This is a genomic window from Leifsonia sp. McL0618, assembly GCF_049994905.1.
Classification (GTDB): Bacteria; Actinomycetota; Actinomycetes; order Actinomycetales; family Microbacteriaceae; genus Diaminobutyricibacter.
In genome coordinates this window covers 1,946,681-1,963,646 of record NZ_CP188258.1, presented here as the reverse complement: position 1 = coordinate 1,963,646, position 16,966 = coordinate 1,946,681, and the positions used below count along the sequence as shown (strand labels likewise).

General features: G+C 68.2%; 19 protein-coding genes. 6 read left to right on the top strand and 13 right to left on the bottom strand.

What is annotated here, in order from left to right; translation table 11 throughout:
• Position 1: 1 nt before the first annotated feature.
• Positions 2 to 334, bottom strand: coding sequence for a spore germination protein GerW family protein (locus tag ACPPVQ_RS09375; protein WP_426520882.1), 333 nt, complete (start codon positions 332 to 334; stop codon positions 2 to 4).
• Positions 335 to 447: 113 nt separating this feature from the next.
• Between ACPPVQ_RS09375 and ACPPVQ_RS09370 the strand changes: the two genes are divergently transcribed.
• Complete coding sequence (locus ACPPVQ_RS09370) at positions 448 to 1,365, top strand: endonuclease/exonuclease/phosphatase family protein (RefSeq protein ID WP_426520880.1); 918 nt, start codon at positions 448 to 450, stop codon at positions 1,363 to 1,365.
• Positions 1,366 to 1,388: 23 nt separating this feature from the next.
• Here ACPPVQ_RS09370 and ACPPVQ_RS09365 read toward each other — a convergent pair whose 3' ends face one another.
• Entirely contained in the window at positions 1,389 to 2,651 is a 1,263-nt protein-coding gene (locus ACPPVQ_RS09365) for a DNA polymerase IV (protein ID WP_426520878.1), read from the bottom strand.
• Between the two features lie 124 nt (positions 2,652 to 2,775).
• On the opposite strand from ACPPVQ_RS09365, the gene ACPPVQ_RS09360 reads away from it, so the two are divergent.
• The 3 genes from ACPPVQ_RS09360 to ACPPVQ_RS09350 are packed head-to-tail and all read left to right on the top strand — an operon-like array spanning position 2,776 to position 5,832.
• On the top strand, positions 2,776 to 3,453 hold the full coding sequence (locus ACPPVQ_RS09360; RefSeq protein WP_426520876.1) for a response regulator transcription factor: 678 nt from the start codon (positions 2,776 to 2,778) through the stop codon (positions 3,451 to 3,453).
• The gene (locus tag ACPPVQ_RS09355; protein WP_426520874.1) at positions 3,453 to 4,817 is read left to right on the top strand and encodes a sensor histidine kinase; all 1,365 of its coding nucleotides are present in this window, start codon (positions 3,453 to 3,455) and stop codon (positions 4,815 to 4,817) included. Before ACPPVQ_RS09360 ends, ACPPVQ_RS09355 begins: the two co-directional genes overlap by 1 nt.
• 10 nt (positions 4,818 to 4,827) lie before the next feature.
• A complete protein-coding gene (locus tag ACPPVQ_RS09350) occupies positions 4,828 to 5,832 on the top strand; it encodes an aldo/keto reductase family protein (RefSeq protein ID WP_426520872.1) in 1,005 nt (334 codons plus the stop codon).
• A 131-nt stretch (positions 5,833 to 5,963) separates the two neighbouring features.
• On the opposite strand, the gene ACPPVQ_RS09345 is transcribed toward ACPPVQ_RS09350, so the two are convergent.
• From ACPPVQ_RS09345 to ACPPVQ_RS09325, 5 genes are read right to left on the bottom strand one after another with little or no spacing between them, the layout of a single operon-like run.
• Positions 5,964 to 6,611 (bottom strand): hypothetical protein, encoded by a 648-nt coding sequence (locus ACPPVQ_RS09345; RefSeq protein ID WP_426520870.1) that lies wholly within the window; start codon positions 6,609 to 6,611, stop codon positions 5,964 to 5,966.
• A gap of 57 nt (positions 6,612 to 6,668) precedes the next feature.
• Positions 6,669 to 7,883, bottom strand: a complete 1,215-nt coding sequence (locus ACPPVQ_RS09340) for an ABC transporter permease (RefSeq protein ID WP_426520868.1) — start codon at positions 7,881 to 7,883, stop codon at positions 6,669 to 6,671.
• Complete coding sequence (locus ACPPVQ_RS09335; protein WP_426520866.1) at positions 7,880 to 8,563, bottom strand: ABC transporter ATP-binding protein; 684 nt, start codon at positions 8,561 to 8,563, stop codon at positions 7,880 to 7,882. Before ACPPVQ_RS09335 ends, ACPPVQ_RS09340 begins: the two co-directional genes overlap by 4 nt.
• Positions 8,560 to 9,666, bottom strand: a complete 1,107-nt coding sequence (locus ACPPVQ_RS09330) for a peptidoglycan-binding protein (RefSeq protein ID WP_426520864.1) — start codon at positions 9,664 to 9,666, stop codon at positions 8,560 to 8,562. Before ACPPVQ_RS09330 ends, ACPPVQ_RS09335 begins: the two co-directional genes overlap by 4 nt.
• The gene (locus tag ACPPVQ_RS09325) at positions 9,659 to 10,255 is read right to left on the bottom strand and encodes a hypothetical protein (RefSeq protein ID WP_426520862.1); all 597 of its coding nucleotides are present in this window, start codon (positions 10,253 to 10,255) and stop codon (positions 9,659 to 9,661) included. The genes ACPPVQ_RS09330 and ACPPVQ_RS09325 overlap by 8 nt, the downstream gene beginning before the upstream one ends.
• 138 nt (positions 10,256 to 10,393) lie before the next feature.
• On the opposite strand from ACPPVQ_RS09325, the gene ACPPVQ_RS09320 reads away from it, so the two are divergent.
• Both ACPPVQ_RS09320 and ACPPVQ_RS09315 read left to right on the top strand, forming a co-directional pair.
• A complete protein-coding gene (locus ACPPVQ_RS09320; RefSeq protein ID WP_426520860.1) occupies positions 10,394 to 11,044 on the top strand; it encodes a response regulator transcription factor in 651 nt (216 codons plus the stop codon).
• Positions 11,041 to 12,270 carry a sensor histidine kinase gene (locus tag ACPPVQ_RS09315; RefSeq protein ID WP_426520858.1) on the top strand — a complete coding sequence of 410 codons (1,230 nt, stop codon included), beginning with the start codon at positions 11,041 to 11,043 and terminating at the stop codon, positions 12,268 to 12,270. Before ACPPVQ_RS09320 ends, ACPPVQ_RS09315 begins: the two co-directional genes overlap by 4 nt.
• Before the next feature lie 97 nt (positions 12,271 to 12,367).
• On the opposite strand, the gene ACPPVQ_RS09310 is transcribed toward ACPPVQ_RS09315, so the two are convergent.
• From ACPPVQ_RS09310 to ACPPVQ_RS09285, 6 genes are all read right to left on the bottom strand, one after another.
• A complete protein-coding gene (locus tag ACPPVQ_RS09310) occupies positions 12,368 to 14,044 on the bottom strand; it encodes a DHA2 family efflux MFS transporter permease subunit (RefSeq protein WP_426520856.1) in 1,677 nt (558 codons plus the stop codon).
• Positions 14,041 to 14,676, bottom strand: a complete 636-nt coding sequence (locus ACPPVQ_RS09305; protein WP_426520854.1) for a TetR/AcrR family transcriptional regulator — start codon at positions 14,674 to 14,676, stop codon at positions 14,041 to 14,043. The genes ACPPVQ_RS09310 and ACPPVQ_RS09305 overlap by 4 nt, the downstream gene beginning before the upstream one ends.
• Positions 14,677 to 14,749: 73 nt before the next feature.
• Positions 14,750 to 15,307: a DUF1697 domain-containing protein gene (locus ACPPVQ_RS09300; protein ID WP_426520852.1), complete on the bottom strand. Its 558-nt coding sequence runs from the start codon at positions 15,305 to 15,307 to the stop codon at positions 14,750 to 14,752.
• Positions 15,292 to 15,612 carry a hypothetical protein gene (locus tag ACPPVQ_RS09295; protein WP_426520850.1) on the bottom strand — a complete coding sequence of 107 codons (321 nt, stop codon included), beginning with the start codon at positions 15,610 to 15,612 and terminating at the stop codon, positions 15,292 to 15,294. The genes ACPPVQ_RS09300 and ACPPVQ_RS09295 overlap by 16 nt, the downstream gene beginning before the upstream one ends.
• 62 nt (positions 15,613 to 15,674) lie before the next feature.
• Positions 15,675 to 16,439 carry a YidC/Oxa1 family membrane protein insertase gene (locus ACPPVQ_RS09290; protein ID WP_426520848.1) on the bottom strand — a complete coding sequence of 255 codons (765 nt, stop codon included), beginning with the start codon at positions 16,437 to 16,439 and terminating at the stop codon, positions 15,675 to 15,677.
• Positions 16,440 to 16,535: 96 nt separating this feature from the next.
• Positions 16,536 to 16,874: a DUF6412 domain-containing protein gene (locus tag ACPPVQ_RS09285; RefSeq protein ID WP_426520846.1), complete on the bottom strand. Its 339-nt coding sequence runs from the start codon at positions 16,872 to 16,874 to the stop codon at positions 16,536 to 16,538.
• Positions 16,875 to 16,966 lie beyond the last annotated feature (92 nt).

Below are 16,966 nucleotides of genomic sequence, written 5' to 3'. Positions count from 1 at the left end.
GCTACCGCTTGAGCGCGCGGATGATGCGGGTCCAGACGAGGCCGGACACGAACACGAAGGGGATGCCGACCGCGATCAGGGTGATGATGTTCGGTCTGAAATGCAGGCCATCCTCATCCCTCACATATGCACCGAGGGGAATACTGTAGCCGCCGCCACCGCCACCGCCCGCGCTCCGGTCGTCCTCGCCGCCCATGGAGCCGGACCCGAAACCGTACTGCACGAGTGCGACGGGGATGAGCGTCACCCCGTCGAGTTCGATCGGGTCCCCGTAGACCGACCGGATGCCGTTGGACGTCAGTGTCTCCGCAAGTCGGAGCGAGGTGTTCGTCATGCTGCCACGCTACCCGCAGGCGCGGTCGGTGAACAGGGCGGTTTCACGCATCGCACAGCCTGCGTCCAGCGTTTGCGGACCCTTCTCACCAGAGAGCACGGAATAATCGTCGGGTGTCGAACGCCAGAGCTGCCCGCGGAACCCGCGGCATCACCGTGGGCGTGCTGGCACTCCTCGTCGGCGCGCTGATCCTGTGGCACGGCCTGCTGCCCGATGTGGGCGGAAGCGCCTCGCTGATCGAGACGTTCCTGCCGTGGCTGGGCGGAATCATCCTCGTGCTCGGCGTCGCTGCGCTCCTCCGCTTCTCCCTCCTCGGTGGCCTGTGCGTCGCTGTCGCGGCGGCCGTCTGGTCAGTCACCTTCGGACCGTCGATGCTCCCGGGCATGGCGACGGGAGCCACGTCGCTGACCGTGGCCAGTGAGAACATCCACGCGCAGAATGCGGCTGCCGGCGCGATCGCCGCAGACCTCGCGGCAAAGCACCCGGATGTGATCGCCCTGCAGGAAGTCGACGCGGCGTCCCGGGCGACAGTCGCCGCCGCACTCGACGCGAAGTACCCGTATTCCGCCGTCGTCGGCACGGTCGGCGTCTGGAGCAGGATTCCGATCTCCGGCGAGAAAGGGCTCGACCTCGGGCTCGGCTGGGATCGCGCCCTCTGGGTCGACCTCGACACCCCCGGCACACCGACCAGGGTCTACGCCGTGCACCTTGCGTCGGTTCGCCCAGGGCAGTACCAGCAGCGCGACACGATGCTCTCCACCCTCGCCTCGACGGTGAAGAACGACCACTCGGCCCGCATCCTCGTCGTCGGCGACTTCAACAGCGCATCGACCGACCGGGCATTCGTTCCCCTGACCAGGGTCGTTCACGAGGAGTCTCAGAGCGACCTCGGTTTCGGGTTCACCTGGCCGGCGAAGTTCCCGGTTGCGCGTCTCGACCACGCCCTCACCCGCGGCCTCACCACGGTCACCAGTACGGTCCTTCCCGACAATGGGAGCGATCACCGAGCGATACTCGTCGGGCTGCGCTGACCGGACGACTCAACTGCCGTGGCTCAGTCGTCGGGCAGTGCGCGCGGGTTGGCGGTCTCGCCGACGGTACGGCCGGTGGACTTGACGAGGGATGCCGGGCCGATCATGCCGCGGCCGAACCGCGCACTCACCTGGTCGAGCGTGCGCTCCGCATCGCGCCACTCCTCATCCGGATCCCACAGGGCGAGCCTGCTGCCCCCTGCGTCGTCGAGTTGTTCGACGCGCACCCCGATCAGGCGGATCGGCGTTCGCCCCAGTCCGAGCCCGTCGTAGATCGAGGTCACCTCCTCGAAGATCCGGCGGCCGACATTGGTCGGCTCGGCCAGGGTGCGGGAGCGGGTGACCGTGCGGAAGTCGGAGAACCGAAGCTTGAGGGCGACCGTGCGCCCCACGAGCTCATGCTTGCGCAATCGCGCACCGACCTGGCTGGAGAGCCGCAGCAGCTCCTGCCGGAGTCGCACCGGGTCTGAGATGTCCTGTTCGAACGTCATCTCGTGTCCGACGCTCTTCTCGCGGGAGGTGACGACGACGCTGCGAGGATCCAGGCCATTCGCAAGGTCGTGCAGCTTGCGGCCCGACGCGTCGCCGACGGCGCGCTGCAGCACATGAAGCGGGGTATCCGCCAGGTCGCCGACCGTGTGCAGTCCGAGCCGCAGCAGCGATTGCTGGGTGCTCTCGCCCACGCCCCACAGTGCGCCGACCGGCAGCGGGCGCAGATAGGCGAGGGTTTCGGATGCCGGAATGACCAGCAGGCCATCCGGCTTCGCGCGCCCCGATGCGAGCTTGGCGACGAACTTGGTCGATGCCGCCCCGACGGAGCAGGTGAGTCCCGTCTCGTCGCGCACTCTGGCGCGGATCAGCTCGGCGATCCGCCGCGGCGAGCCCAGCAGCCGGCGCGCACCGGAGACGTCGAGGAACGCCTCGTCGATGCTGAGTGGCTCGACCAGCGGAGTGATTTCGGAGAAGATCGTCATCACGCGCTTCGAATAGTCGCGGTACTTCTCCATGTGCGGCGGCAGGATGACGGCGTTCGGGCACAGCCGCAGCGCCTGAGACACCGGCATGGCCGACCGCACACCGAACCGACGTGCCTCATACGTGGCGCTCGTGACCACCGAGCGCGGGCCCGGATGCCCGACGATCGCCGGCCTGCCGCGCAGCTCCGGATGGTCGAGCAGTTCGACGGCGGCGAAGAACGCGTCCATGTCCACGTGCAGGATGGTGGCCGTGGCGTCGTCGACAGCATCGGTCGTCACACGCCGATCGCTGCCATCCGCTCGTCCCACCCGACAAGCTTGCCACGCGCGCCTGACTACGGGCCCGAATGCCCGAACGTTCGGATCGTGTAAGGCGTGCGACCCGATGCTGCGTGCCGCTCGATTCGCCCCTCCCGGGCGTTTATCGTGAGGTGTGACCGACGAACGTGGGCTGGTGCTGCTTGTCGAGGACGAGACGGCCATCGCCGATCTCGAGCGCCTGTACCTGACCCAGGCCGGCTTCAGCGTGCACACGGAGCGCGACGGGACGAACGCTCTGGCCCAGATCAGGCGACTCAGGCCCGCGGTGGTGATCCTGGACATCGGCCTGCCCGGGCTCGACGGGATCGGCGTGTGTCGCGCGCTCCGCGACGCGGGCGACTGGACCCCCGTGGTCTTCGTCACCGCCCGCGACGACGAAGTCGACCGAGTTCTCGGACTCGAGCTCGGCGCGGACGACTACGTCACCAAGCCCTTCTCGCCGCGGGAGCTCGTGGCACGGGTGAAAGGCATCCTGCGCCGCACCTCCCTTCCGCCAGGCGGAAGGGTCACCGTGGGCGGTATCGTGCTCGACCCGGAGCGACGCCAGGTCGTCAGCGACGGGGAGCAGGTCGAGCTGACCGCCACCGAATTCGACCTCCTCGCCAAGCTGATGACCCAGCCCGGACGGGTCTTCACGCGCGAGCAGCTCCTGTCGTCGGTCTGGGGCGTGGCCGACTACAGTTCGAGCCGCACGGTTGACGTGCACATCGCCCAGCTGCGCGGCAAGCTCGGGCCCGACTGCCCGATCCGCACGGTGAGGCGCATCGGCTACGCGATCGAAGACCGCTGATGCGCCTCGGCCGCTGGATCCGCTCGCTCGGTGGGCGCATCCTGCTCGTCACCGTCGGCGTCGCCGCGGTCGCGGTCCTCGTCACGGCCGTCGCTTCGCTGCAGCTCGTCCAGAACGCCACGACGGCTCAGGCACGAGCTCAGCTCTCGCTCCAGGTGAAGGCCCTGGCCGACCGGCCGCTCGCGACCCTGCGCGTGCTCGCCGACGAGGAGACGGCGGCCTCCAGCGGCATCCTCTTCGGCCTGGTCGGCCAGGACGGAGCGATCACTGGATCGGCGGCCGGCATCGTTCCTCCACGCATCGGGCGTCAGGTCGCGGCGGGCCGCACCGTCTCCACCACCGTCCAGCGCCGAGGGAACTCCTACGTCGTGGAAGGCAAGCCGCGGGCCGCGGGCGGGGGCGTCGTCGCCGTACGGCAGGTCGACGAGATCAACCGCGCGGGCCGTCTCGTCATCGGCCAGATCCTTCTCGCCCTCGCGATCGGACTGCTCGCCGCGGCAATCGCGGGCGTCCTTCTCGCCCGGCGGATCACGAGGCCGCTGCTCGAAACCGCAGAAGCGGCGCGAAGACTGGCACAGGGAGAACGCGGGGTCACCGTCGCGAGCCAGAACATCCCAGAGGTCGACGATGTCGCGCATGCCCTGGGCACGCTCGACGAAGCGCTCGTGACGAGCGAACACCGACAGCGCGAGTTCCTGCTCTCGGTCTCGCATGAGATCCGCACACCGCTCACGGCAATCCGCGGCTACGCCGAAGCGCTTGCCGACGGTGTCGTGCCACCGGAGGACGCACCGGATGTCGGGGCGACACTCGTCAGCGAGGCCGAGCGTCTCGACCGGTTCGTGGCAGACCTGCTCGAGCTCGCGCGGCTCGAAGCCGACGACTTCGCGATCGACAGGCACCCTGTGGACCTGCGTGAACTGGTCCAGCAGACCGAGCGGGCGTGGCAGGGCCGGTGCCTCCAGCTGGGTGTGGCGCTTTCGGCCGAGATGCCAGGCGGAACCCTCGTCGTGACCGCCGACGCCCTCCGGCTCCGCCAGTTGATCGACGGACTGGTCGAGAACGCGCTGCGCGCCACACCGCCGGACGGCCGGGTGGTCATCGGAGTGCGTGCGGATGGCCACGGGTTCGCGATCGACGTGCGCGACAGTGGCCCCGGCCTCACCGACGACGACGCGACGCGGGCCTTCCAGCGGGGCGCCCTGCGCGCCAAATACCGGGATGTCCGCCCCGTCGGCACCGGGCTCGGCCTGTCGATCGCGGCCCGCCTCGTCGAGCGGATGGGCGGGTCGATCTCTGCAGGCTCCGCGCCGGAAGGCGGTGCCCGGTTCACCGTGGAATTACCGGGCACGCAGAGCGAGTAGCGTTTCGGCTATGGAATTCAGATACCTCGGAAACTCCGGCTTCAAGATCTCGGAGATCATCTACGGCAACTGGCTGACCCACGCTTCACAGGTCGAGAACGACGTTGCGAAGCAGTGCGTGCAGGCAGCCCTCGACGCGGGAATCACCACTTTCGACACTGCTGACGCATACGCCAACACGGAAGCCGAGCGCGTCCTCGGCGATGCGCTCAAGGGCCAGCGGCGGTCATCCCTCGAAATCTTCACCAAGGTGTACTGGCCGACCGGGCCGAAGGGCCACAACGACGTCGGGCTGTCCCGCAAGCACATCATGGAATCCATCGACGGTTCCCTCGAGCGGCTCGGCACCGACTACGTCGACCTCTACCAGGCGCACCGCTTCGACTACGAGACCCCGATCGAAGAGACGATGCAGGCATTCGCAGACGTGGTCCGCGCGGGCAAGGCCCTGTACATCGGGGTCTCGGAGTGGAACGCCGACCAGCTGCGCGCCGGTCACAAGCTCGCTCGCGACCTCGGCATCCAGTTCATCTCCAACCAGCCTCAGTATTCGATGCTCTGGCGCGTGATCGAGCCCGAAGTCGTCCCGACGTCCGCTGAGCTGGGAATTTCACAGATCGTCTGGTCGCCTGTCGCGCAAGGCGTGCTCACCGGCAAGTACAAGCCGGGAGCCGAGGCGCCTTCGGGCAGCCGCGCGACGGATGAGAAGGGCGGAGCGAACACCATCAAGGGGTTCATGCGGGAGGACGTGCTCACCGCGGTGCAGAAGCTCCAGCCGATCGCCGACGAACTCGGCATCACCATGGCGCAGCTCGCCGTCGCGTGGGTGCTTCAGAACCCGAACGTCGCCGGTGCGATCGTCGGCGCTTCGCGTCCGGAGCAGGTCGCCTCGAATGCCGGGGCCACCGGGGTCACCCTCGACGCCTCGGTGCTCGCCCGCATCGACCAGGCCGTCGGCGATGTCGCCGAAACCGACCCCGCCCAGACCGTCTCGCCTGAGCGTCGCCCGGCCTAGCGGCGGACGACCTCGAGCACAGACGACCTCGAGCACAGACGACCTCGTGCACAGACGACCTCGTGCACAGGAAAAGTCACCTCATTCGTGAAGAATGGGGTGACTTTTCCTGTGCTCGGCCGAGGCCTGCCTCAGACGAGGGCGGCGATCACCGGGGTGAACCAGTCGCGGAAGGCGGTCGAGTCCTCCCGGAGTGACGTACTCACGACGACGGTGTGCGGTGCGACGATCCACGCACCGGGCTCCACCAGTGGCAGCACGTAGATGTCGAGGCGAAAATAGCCGGCCTGACGACGCAGCTCGTGCTCGCGGTCGCGCACCACATCGACGATGTCGGCCGCGCGTCGCGAGTGCTGGAGCAGACTCAGCTCGGCATACTCCGCGTGGCGCTCCGTCGTCCAGGCGACCGCTTCTTCGTAGTGCTCGGTAACGAGGTCCTGGAGTTCGATCGCCCGGTCGAAAACCTCGAAATGCGGCGGTCTCACCAGCGAGACGATGGGGCGCCGCTCCCGCTGGAGACTGAACTCCCACCAGGCGCGCCACTGCTCGGCAAGGGCCGCGCGGTCGGGAGTCGAGACATGCCCCTGCACCGTCGGGCGCGGAAGCGGATGCGCCCCCGACGCCGGGTGCATGACGCGCGCAACAGGCGGGAACACCCGCGGGATCGGCGGTCGCTCGACGTTGGCGAGACCCGCGAGATCGCGGAGCGCGAGGGCCATCAGCAGGTCCCAGGGACAGTCCTCGGTGACCTGCCATCGGAGGGTGCCCTCGACGAACATGGTGTCAGCTTAGATTCACCCTCTGACAGCCGCCAGTGCACATTGTCCGCCCGGCTGTCAGGCTGACCGGAGCGCATCGGCGGGGGCAAGGCGTGCAGCCCGTGCCGCGGGGTAGATCCCGGCGATCGCGCCGACGGCGATCGTTGCGAGGACGGCCAGCCCGGCGACCTGGACGGAGACCACCGGAGGACTCCCCTGCGCCGTGGCGACGATCCAGATCACGGCCGCGCCGATCGCGACACCTGCGACACCGCCGCACGCCGACAGGAGGATCGACTCGAGGAAGAACTGCACGGCGACATGACGGGACCGAGCCCCGAGCGCCCGCCGCAGTCCGATCTCGGTACGGCGCTCGAAGACGGCGATGACCATGATGTTCGCGATTCCGACGCCTCCGACGAGGAGCGCGACGCCGGCAAGGGCGATGAACAGGTCGACGAACGCGTTGCGTGCTTCGAGGCGGGCGGCCAGCACGTCGGACGGCCGGCGAACCTCGACCTGGTCAGGGCCATCCGGCGCCGCGGTGAACGGGAGCACGGCCGCAACGGCCTCCGTGCGATCCGGGTCTGTGCGCACGTAGATCCGCGTCGGTGCCCCGTCGAAGCCGAATTCCGCGGTCGCACGTGGAAAGCTGACGAGGGCCGCATCGTCGAGTTCGGGCGCGACCGCGATCGGGCCGAGGATTCCGACCACCGCGAAATAACGACCGTTGATGAAGACCTGCGTCTGCGGGCCGAGCACATCGATCCCCAGGTTCTGTGCCGCGCTGAAGCCGAGGACGACCTCGGGATATTCGCTCGCCATCCGGCCCAGGTACTGCCCGCGGATGAGGTGCCCGTCGAGCGCCGTCAGCAGGGAGTCCTGCGCCGCGACGACACTGATGCCGGAGGTGTCGATGGCCGCGACCGCAGCGCTGCGCCGCACCGTCGCGCCCGGCACGGTCCCGACCGCCGTCACGTGCTGGACGGGCGGGATCGCCGCGATCATCGTCTCGGCGGTCGGCTCGAGCGGCGTGACGTTCCCGCTGAAGGTCTGTCCCGTCGCCACCGTCAGGAGGTTCCCTTCCGCTCCGAGTTGCGCCAGCAGTCGCGCCTGGGACGAATCCGAGAGGCCGAGCACGGCGACGAGGGCCGCGACGGCCACCGCGATCCCGAGTGCCGAGAGGATCGAGCGCGTCCGGCGAGCGGCCAGCCCTGCGGCTGCGAGACGGATCGCTTCGCCCGCTCGGATCCGTGAGCGGAGTCGTTCGGTGCCGGTTTTCGCTCGCATCATGCGACCGCCGAATCGTCGACGATCCGACCGTCGTGCAAGACGACGCGACGGTGCATGGATGAGGCCACGCGGGCATCATGGGTGATGACCACGACGGTCGTGTCCGGGCCCGCGAGCCCGCGCAGGAGTTCGATGATGGACTCCCCGCTCGCGGAATCCAGATTGCCGGTGGGTTCGTCGGCGAGCACGATGGCGGGGTTCCCGACGATTGCCCGCGCGATCGCGGCGCGCTGCTGCTCGCCCCCGGAGAGCTGCGCAGGGCGATGGGCGCCACGATCGCCCAGGCCGACCCGCTCCAGAGCCTCGCGCGCCGCGGACCGGCGCTCCTTCGTCGCGACGCCCCGGTAGAGCAGGCCTGTCGCGACGTTGTCGACGACGCTCAGATGGCGGAGCAGGTTGAACTGCTGGAAGACGAAACCGATCCGGTTGGCGCGCAGCGCCGACAGGGCGTCGTCCCCGAGGGTGGAGGCATCGATGCCGTCGATGATCACGCTTCCGCTCGTCGGAACTTCGAGTGTCCCCAGGATGTTCAGCATCGTCGACTTGCCCGATCCGGACGGCCCTGTGATCGCCACCGTTTCTCCCGTTTCGATACGGAGGGAGACATCGACCAGCGCATCCACCGAGGTGGGCGGAGGGTAGGACTTGCTCACTGCAGCGAGCACGACGATTTCATTCATGGCGCCGGCACCTCGACGACGTCTCCTTCGCGGAGCCCGCTCGACGTCACCTGCACGAGCGTTGACGCGAAGAGCCCTGGCGTCACCGCGGTCAGCTGCCGGGAGCGACCGTGTTCGACGTAGACCGCGTAGCCGCCTTCGCTCAAGGCCACCAGTGCCGTCACGGGCACGGCGAGCACGTTGCGGACCGTCTTGTCGGTCACGTTGACCGTGACGGGCGCCTGGTCAAGTCCGGCGGCGGCCGCTGGACGGTCGAGCGTGATCGAGACCGGCAGGGTCACGTCTGGTCGTTGACCCCCTGAAGACGGCTGGCCCCCCGAGCCGGATGTGTCACTGTTCGCGGTGGCGACGCCCTGGAGGGCGGCCACGTGACCGTTCAGCACCGTACCGGAAGGAAGGATGATCGAGACCACGTCCCCTCGGTGCACCAGGTACGTCTGCGAGGTGGAGACCTGGGCGATGACCCCGACGGAGGATGAATCCACGGTGAGCACCGGACCGCCCGGCTGCACGAGCGATCCAAGGGCGACCGCGGCCGACTCGACCCGTACGGCCGACGGCTCGAACACGACGCTGCCGAGAGCGACGGCCCCCGTCTGCGCCTGGCCGGTCGCGCGCTGCCAGCGCACCACTGCTTCGCTGGTGACGGACGTGAAGGTGTCGTCGACCGTGAGGTCGAGGCCGGCGGCGTAACCCAGGGCGACGAGATTCTGTTCGAGCTCGGCGACATCCGGGCCATCCGTCATGCCCGGCCGGAGGTCACGCCAGGCGGGTCGCGCACCGTAGAAGAGGGTGACGGGCGAGCCGTCGACCTCGAACAGCGACGAACCGCGCTGCTCGATCGTCCCCGGTACCGGCAGCACTGTCACCGTGCCGCCGGGCATTCCACCGAACACCGGGGTCGGGAGGCCGTGCCCCAGCGTCCCCGACAGCTGGGTCGAGCTCGACAGGGTCGTCCGCTTGACGACGGCGGTGGCCACCGGCACGGTGGTCGAGGGTGTCGCTCCCGACGCCGGCCCGTGCAGCATCAGGAAGCCGGCGAGCGAACCACCGACGACCACGGCGGCAGCGACGACGATCGTGAGAACGGCGCGCCTAGCCATGAGCAAGGGCGCTCAGCGACGACGCCCTGACCTCGGCGTCGAGCAGCTTCCTGCAGGCCGTGAACGCCCTCTGGAGCGATGGGTCCTTCTTGCCGAGCGCTCCGTTGTTCGGGATCTCGTCGGCGGTCAGCCCGAAGCCGTGACCCGGGGTGAACGCCGTCGAACTCTTCGGGTCCCGGTAATCGGGCAGACCGTTGGCGCGCAGGCACTGCGCGGCCTTGACGCCGGCTGCGACGAGGGCGGGCGGGGCCGGCGCCTCGTCCGCGGGCGAGAACCCGGCCGCGGTGATGAGTGACGAACATGCCTGCTCGATCGCCTGGCCCTGCGCGTCGCTCAGGTTCTGGATGCTGCGGGAGTCCGTGTAGACGTGACCGGACGAATCGACGACCGGGTCCTGGTAGCCGGGGACGCCGTGCGAGCGGATGCAGTCCGCCGCCGCGTGCAGCTTGTCGGGCTGGACGTGGCCGGATCCGGCGGCGTGCGACGAGCCGCCGCCGAGGTGGGGCACGTCGCTGGACGTGCCGGCAGTGCATCCGGTGAGCAGTACGACGAGCGCGCACACCGCAGCAGCCGTGACGATGATCTTCATGATCGATCTCCTGGTGCTCGAGCTGTCGACCGGAGGCGAGTCCATCCGGTCCTGCCTCCGGTTTAGAGCGTCACCGGTTACACGAGCCGAACAGGCGGTGTTAGACCGTTGTCACCTCGCCGGACGCACAATGGAACCGTGCGGATACTCGTCGTCGAAGACCACCAGCTGTTGGCCGACCGGATAGCGGAGGGGCTGCGCGATGCCGGCATGGCCGCGGATGTGGTCTATGACGGCAGGAGTGCCCTGGAGCAGGCGGATGCTGTGGCATACGACGTCGTCGTGCTCGATCGCGACATCCCGGTCATCCACGGCGATCGCGTGTGCCGCGAGCTCACCACGGATGACGGCAGGACGCGGGTGATCATGCTCACAGCCTCCAGCGAGATCTACGATCGCGTCGCCGGCCTCGAACTCGGCGCGGACGACTACCTCTGCAAGCCGTTCGCCTTCGAAGAGCTCATCGCCCGGGTGCGCGCGCTCGCCAGGCGCGAGCCGTCACGGCCTGCCATCGTCGTGCGCGACGATCTCACCATCGATCGGGCACGCCTGCGGGTCTCGCGCGGCAGCAGCCCGGTCGTCCTCACGCACAAGGAGTTCGGCGTGCTCGAATACCTCGCTGCGGCGGATGGCGCCGTCATCAGCGCGGAAGAACTCCTCGAGCACGTCTGGGACATGAACGCCGACCCGTTCACGAACACGGTGGCCGTGACGATCGCCCGGCTGCGCAAGAAACTCGGTGAGCCGCCGCTGATCACGACGGTCGTGGGGGCGGGTTACCGGCTATGAGACGTCTTCGGCTCACCGCTCGCGCGCGCCTCACCATCCTCTTCGCGGCACTGTTCGCCTTCGGGGGCACGATCCTTCTGCTGATCACCTATGCTCTCGTCGCACAGAACGTCCAGGTCGCCGACATCAACAACCCGGCATCCGATGCGAACTTCCTGAAAGCATGCGCGAACGTGGGCTCGTCGACAGCTCCCGTCGATGACAACCTCAAGTTCAAGTGCGCCACGAGCGTCAAGCTCGGGGCGGCCGCCGCCGCCAACATGCAGCGACGGGCGATGCTCGACGACCTCCTGCTCTATGCAGGGATCACACTGGTCGTCACGACACTTCTCGCGGCCTTCGTGGGCTGGCTGATCGCCGGGCGCATCCTGAAGCCCGTTCATCGCCTGACCGAGGCGGCGCGGAACGCGAGCGAGAACAACCTGAGCCAGCGCCTCGACCTCTCCGGGCCGCACGACGAGCTCCGCGAGCTGGCAGACACGTTCGACGCCATGCTCGATCGACTCGAGTTCGCGTTCGTCGCCCAGCGCCGGTTCATTGCGAACGCGAGCCATGAACTGCGCACGCCGCTGACCGTCATGCGCACCACGCTGGACGTCGTGCTCGCGAAGCGGTCGCCGACGAATGCCGAGCTCGTCGAGATGGGTGAGGACGTACGCGCGGAGGTCGCCAATGCGGATGCCCTGATCACGGCCCTGCTGACGCTGGCGCAGAACGACGGCACGCTCCCCTCGGCCGAGCCGGTCGACCTGGGCGCGGTCGTCGAAGGTGTCGTCGAGCGTTCGGACTTCGGTGAGCTGACACACGAGGTGCAGGTGCAGAAGGCGATGGTCGAGGGCGATCGCCGCCTGCTGGAACGACTCGTGTCGAACCTCGTGTCCAATGCCATCCGCTACAACGTCCCGGACGGTGATGTCCGCGTCGAACTGACCGCGTCGGAGGGTGCCGTCACGCTCCGCGTCGTCAACACCGGCACGACTGTCGCGCCGGACCGCGTGGAGGAGATCTTCCAGCCGTTCACCCGGCTCGACGAGCGTGTCGGAACGGAGGGTTTCGGACTCGGCCTCGCCCTCGTCGAGACCATCGCGACCGCGCACCGTGGAAGCGTCGGAGCGACCGCGCTGGACGAGGGCGGGCTGGAGGTCGTCGTGCGGCTGCCCGCAGCATCCGCCCCCGCTCCAGTTCCTGCTGCCGTCCCCGCCCCCGCCGCACTCACGGACGCCTGACGCGAACCAGCCCGCCCGGTACGTTCCCGCCGTGTCGAGCGGGAGGGTTCGTACCGAACGGGCCGGGTCAGTGTGACGGACTCTTCAGCGCTGCGGATCAGCGTGCGGGCGGAGCCGCCGGGTCGTGTGCTTCGGCGTCCGATGCCATGACCTCGAGTTCGAGGTCGGCGAGTTCCGCGTCCAGCGGGTCGAGCTCCTCGCCGAACCCGGCGTCCAGGTTCACGTGGGTCGCACCGTCGATCTCGAGGGATTCGGCCACGACATCGCGCTCGATGGTCGTCGCGAGCGGCTTCTCCTTCACGAAGAACAGCACCACGACGGCGATCAGCACCAGCGGGACCATGTAGAGGAACACCGGGGTGAGCGCATCGTTGTACGCGCCGACGATCACGTCGTGGATCGGGCCGGGCAGCGACTTCACAAGCGACGGGGTGAACGAGTTGCTGGAGCCGCCCGAGCCTGCGCCTGCCGGCATCCGGTCGCTCAGCAGCTGCGTGAGGCGTGAGACGAACAGGCTGCCGACGATCGCCGAGCCGAGCGAGGCCCCGATCTGGCGGAAGTAGTTGTTCGACGCGGTCGCCGTTCCCACCTTCGAGACGGGGAACGAGTTCTGCACGATCAGGATGAGGATCTGCATGCTCATGCCGAGACCGATGCCCATCACCGCGAGGAACGAGCAGAGCAGCCACACCGGCATGGTCGGGGTCATGGTCGACAGGAGCACCAGGGCCACCGCGACGATCGAGGTGCCGACGATCGGCAGCCACTTGTAGCGGCCGGTGCGGCTGACGAGCTGACCGGAGACGATCGACGTCAGCAGCAGCGCTGCCATCATCGGGATCATCAGCAGGCCGGCCTGCGTCGCGTTCGCACCGGTGACCATCTGCAGGTAGGTGGGCAGGTAGGCCAGTGCTCCGAACATCGCGACACCGATGATGAGACCGGCGATCGTGGTGAGGTTGAAGTTGCGGTCCTTGAAGAGCGCAAGCGGCATGATCGGTTCGGCTGCCTTGCGCTCGACCAGCACGAAGGCGACGGCTGCGACCACGGTGCCCGCGATCAGCGAGACGATGGTGACCGAGTCCCATGCGTACGTGGTGCCGCCCCAGGTGGTGACGAGCACGAGGCACGTGGATGCGATGGCCAGCAGGCCCATTCCGGCCCAGTCGAGCTTCGGCTTGCTGTTCGAGCCCTTGGGCAGGCGCAGGAAGATGACCGCGGACAGGATGGCGAGGATGCCGAGGGGGATGTTCATCCAGAAGGCCCAGCGCCAGCCGATGCCTTCGGTGAACCAGCCGCCGAGGAGCGGGCCGGCCACCGACGACAGGGCGAAGACGCCACCCATGATGCCCATGTACTTGCCGCGCTCGCGGGCGGGCACGACGTCGGCGATGATCGCGTTCGACAGGATCATCAGGCCGCCGCCGCCGAGACCCTGTATGGCGCGGCCGACGATCAGCGAGGTCATGTCTTGCGAGAGGCCGCCGACGACGGAACCGACGATGAACAGCGCGATGGCCGCAATGAACAGGCCCTTGCGGCCGATCAGGTCACCGAGCTTGCCGTAGATGGGCAGCACGATGGTCGAGGCGAGGATGTACGCCGTGGTGACCCACAGCATGTGGTCGACGCCGTGGAGTTCGCCGACGATCGTCGGGAGCGCCGTGCCGAAGATGGTCTGGTCGAGCGATGCGAGCAGCATCGTGACCATGAGGCCTGCAAAGACCAGGAGGATGTTGCGCTTCTGAGGCGCAATGGTTTTCGTGTCTGTCATTTCAGTTTCTCTAGTGCCTCTCGGATGAGCGCGTTCGCGCGCTGCTGGAGTTCGTCACGGGCCTGGGTGCCGCCGGCGGCGATGAATTCTTTGACGGCGATCTTCACGGCGCCGGCACAGAACGGAAGGATGAGTTCGGCGAACGCGATGCGCTGCGCCTCGGTGTCGCCGGCGAACTGCGGATAGCGGCCGACGATGACGGCGATCGCATCGACGAGCTGCTGCCCCATTCGGGTGAGCTGCGCGAGCTGTCGGCCGAGCAGTTGCGGGTACTTGCGCGCCAGCTCCATGCGACCCTGCCGCAGCTCGTGGTCGGGAACCGTGGGGCCGATGAGCGCGAAGATGAGGCCCACGATCGACTCGGTGAGGTCGGCGTTGCCGAACTGTTCGAGGTGAGCCGCGAGTGCGGCTTCGTCGATGTCAACGTCGCGCACACCGAGGATCGCGTCTTCTTTGGTGTCGAAGTAGTTGAAGAACGTGCGGGGCGAGACCGGGATCGATTCGCAGATTGCGTCGACCGTCGCGTTCTCCATGCCGACCTCGAGGGCGAGGGTCACGGCCGCGCGTTCGAGCTGCTGGCGTGTCTCGGCACGCTTGCGCTCGCGCAGGCCAGGGGTTTCGGTGGATGTCACCCCTCTATAATTGCGCGTTCGGCAATTTTGCACAACTGAAACTATTCAGAAATGCACCAATCTCGGCGAATGTTCAGGTTCGGGCGTCCAGCTCCTCCAGAATCCGCTGGACGGTGCGCCAGTTGCGTGCCGTCGCCGCCGGGTCGAGCTGTCGCCAGAAAGCAGCGGGGAGCTTCGTCTTCGAGACACCCAGCGGGCACCACTGGTAGATCGCCTGGCGGCCGACCGCCACCACCTCCGGCGCGATCGTCTCCGCATCGGGCACGTCGAGCCTGCGCGGCATCGGCTCAGCGCCCAGGAACGTCACCACCTGTTTTGAGAAATCGTCGCCGGCATCCAGAAGCGGGTTCTCCGCCGCGATGCGCCGGAACTCTTCCTCGGCAATGAGCATGACCCGTGCGGACACTCCCGACCGCGCGGTGAGCTCCCGCTCCACCGCCTTCACCCGCTCCCCCGCACCCGACCCGTCGGACGCCTCGAAGACGACGTTGCCGCTGCGCAGGAGCGTGCGAACGCCCGTGAATCCGACCGCCTCGAACGACGCCGCCAGGTCCGACATCGCGACAGCGGATGATGGGCCGACATTGATGCCTCGGACCAGCCCGACGCCGAGCTTCAGCCGCGCGGCCACGAGTCGTCACTGATCGGCTCTGCCGCCACAAGCCTCGACTGCGGGATCTCCGCCTGCTCGAACGGGCCACGGCCGTCGCGCCGGTATTGCGGCGCGTCGAAGGCGACCACCCAGACCGGTCCGGACGGGCCGGGCACATTTGCCCCATCGGGCCGGGCGGTTCCCGTCGAGACGATGACCCCGGTGGGCTCGCCCTCCCACGCGTCGAGGTCTCCCCACGCCGCCTCCGGCACGTGCACCTGGACGCCGACCCCGAACGGATGATCGTGCGGGTCGTGGACCTGACGAGTTCTGCTTCTCCTCATGGCGCCCATTGTGCCACCGCGAACCGGGCACGATTCGAGGTTCTGCGCGGGTCCTTCGCACCTCAGCCGATCGCCGGGCGGGAACGTGCGCCGCGATCGGGGTCGAGCATCCGTCGCAGTGTGAACCGCTCGGCGACCGTCCACGCCGTCGACGTCAGGATGTACACCGCGGCCGCCAGCGGCACGAACGCTGCGAAGACGACCGTGACGTACGGGAGGAATGACATGGCCCTCACGAAGCCCGTGGGCGCGCCCGATCCCTGCGGGAGCGGAAGAGCGAGCACGCGGCGCGAGACCGTGGTCACCGCCACGATCAGCGCCAGCACCACCAGATACACGACGATCGACGGCCACACCGTTCCCACGGCCCCCGCCAGCCCGACGAAACTCGTACCGAGCGGCGCTCCGAACACGTGCTCGGCCAGGAGGGCGTTGGCGTGGCCGGTGATCTGCACGTGCGTGAACAACGCGTAGACCAGTGAGACCACCGGGATCTGCAACAGCAGCGGGAGAAAGCCAGCGAACGGCGAGGCTTTCTCGGCCGCGTACAGCTCCATGGTCTTTCGGCTGAGGGTCTCGCGGTCCTTGCCGTGCTTCTTCTGCAGGTCGGCGAGCTTCGGGGCGAGCCGCCTCCTGGTGAATTCGGCGCGCACCTGCGAGCGGCCGACCGGGATCAGCACGGCGCGCACGAGCATGGTGAGGATGACGACGGCGAGCAGGCCGCTCGCCGCGCCGACGACGGGTTCGACCGCCGCGGAAAGGGTCGTGACGAAGCGATATGCCGCGTCGAGGATGGCCGCAATCGGGCCGAAAGAAAAGAAGTCCATGAGAAATACGTCCCTGCGTCTACGGATGGGTGGGTACCGTATGACCGCACGGGCGCACGCGAACAGGGCCCGGCATCCGGGCGTTCTGGAGCGGCGCTACGCGGCCTGGAGGGACTGCGCCGGCGCTCGCGGGCGAGCGTGCCCGTCGGCGTCGGGGTCTGACTGGCTGAGCAGTTCGCCGCGGTCGGCAGGCTCGATCGGATGCGCGAGCCCATCGCCGACGACCAGGGATGCGGCAAGCGCCACCACGTAACGCACCGAGGCGGCGACGAGAAGCGACGCCAGTCCGATCGCACCGACGGCGCCGGCGATCGCGAGCGCGGTGCCCGGTCCGGATGCTCCGCGCAGAACCTCCAGCGACCCGGCGACGAACCGGGCCAGAAGGTCGAGGAACTGCAGCATGCGGTAGTTCTCCAGACGATAGGGCGACCGCACATCCGCGGTCCTTCGAGACGATACCAACCCGGAGCCCGGAGCGACAGGATGTTCGCCTTGGGCGCAGCGGACAGCCGGGAGGAAGATGGGGG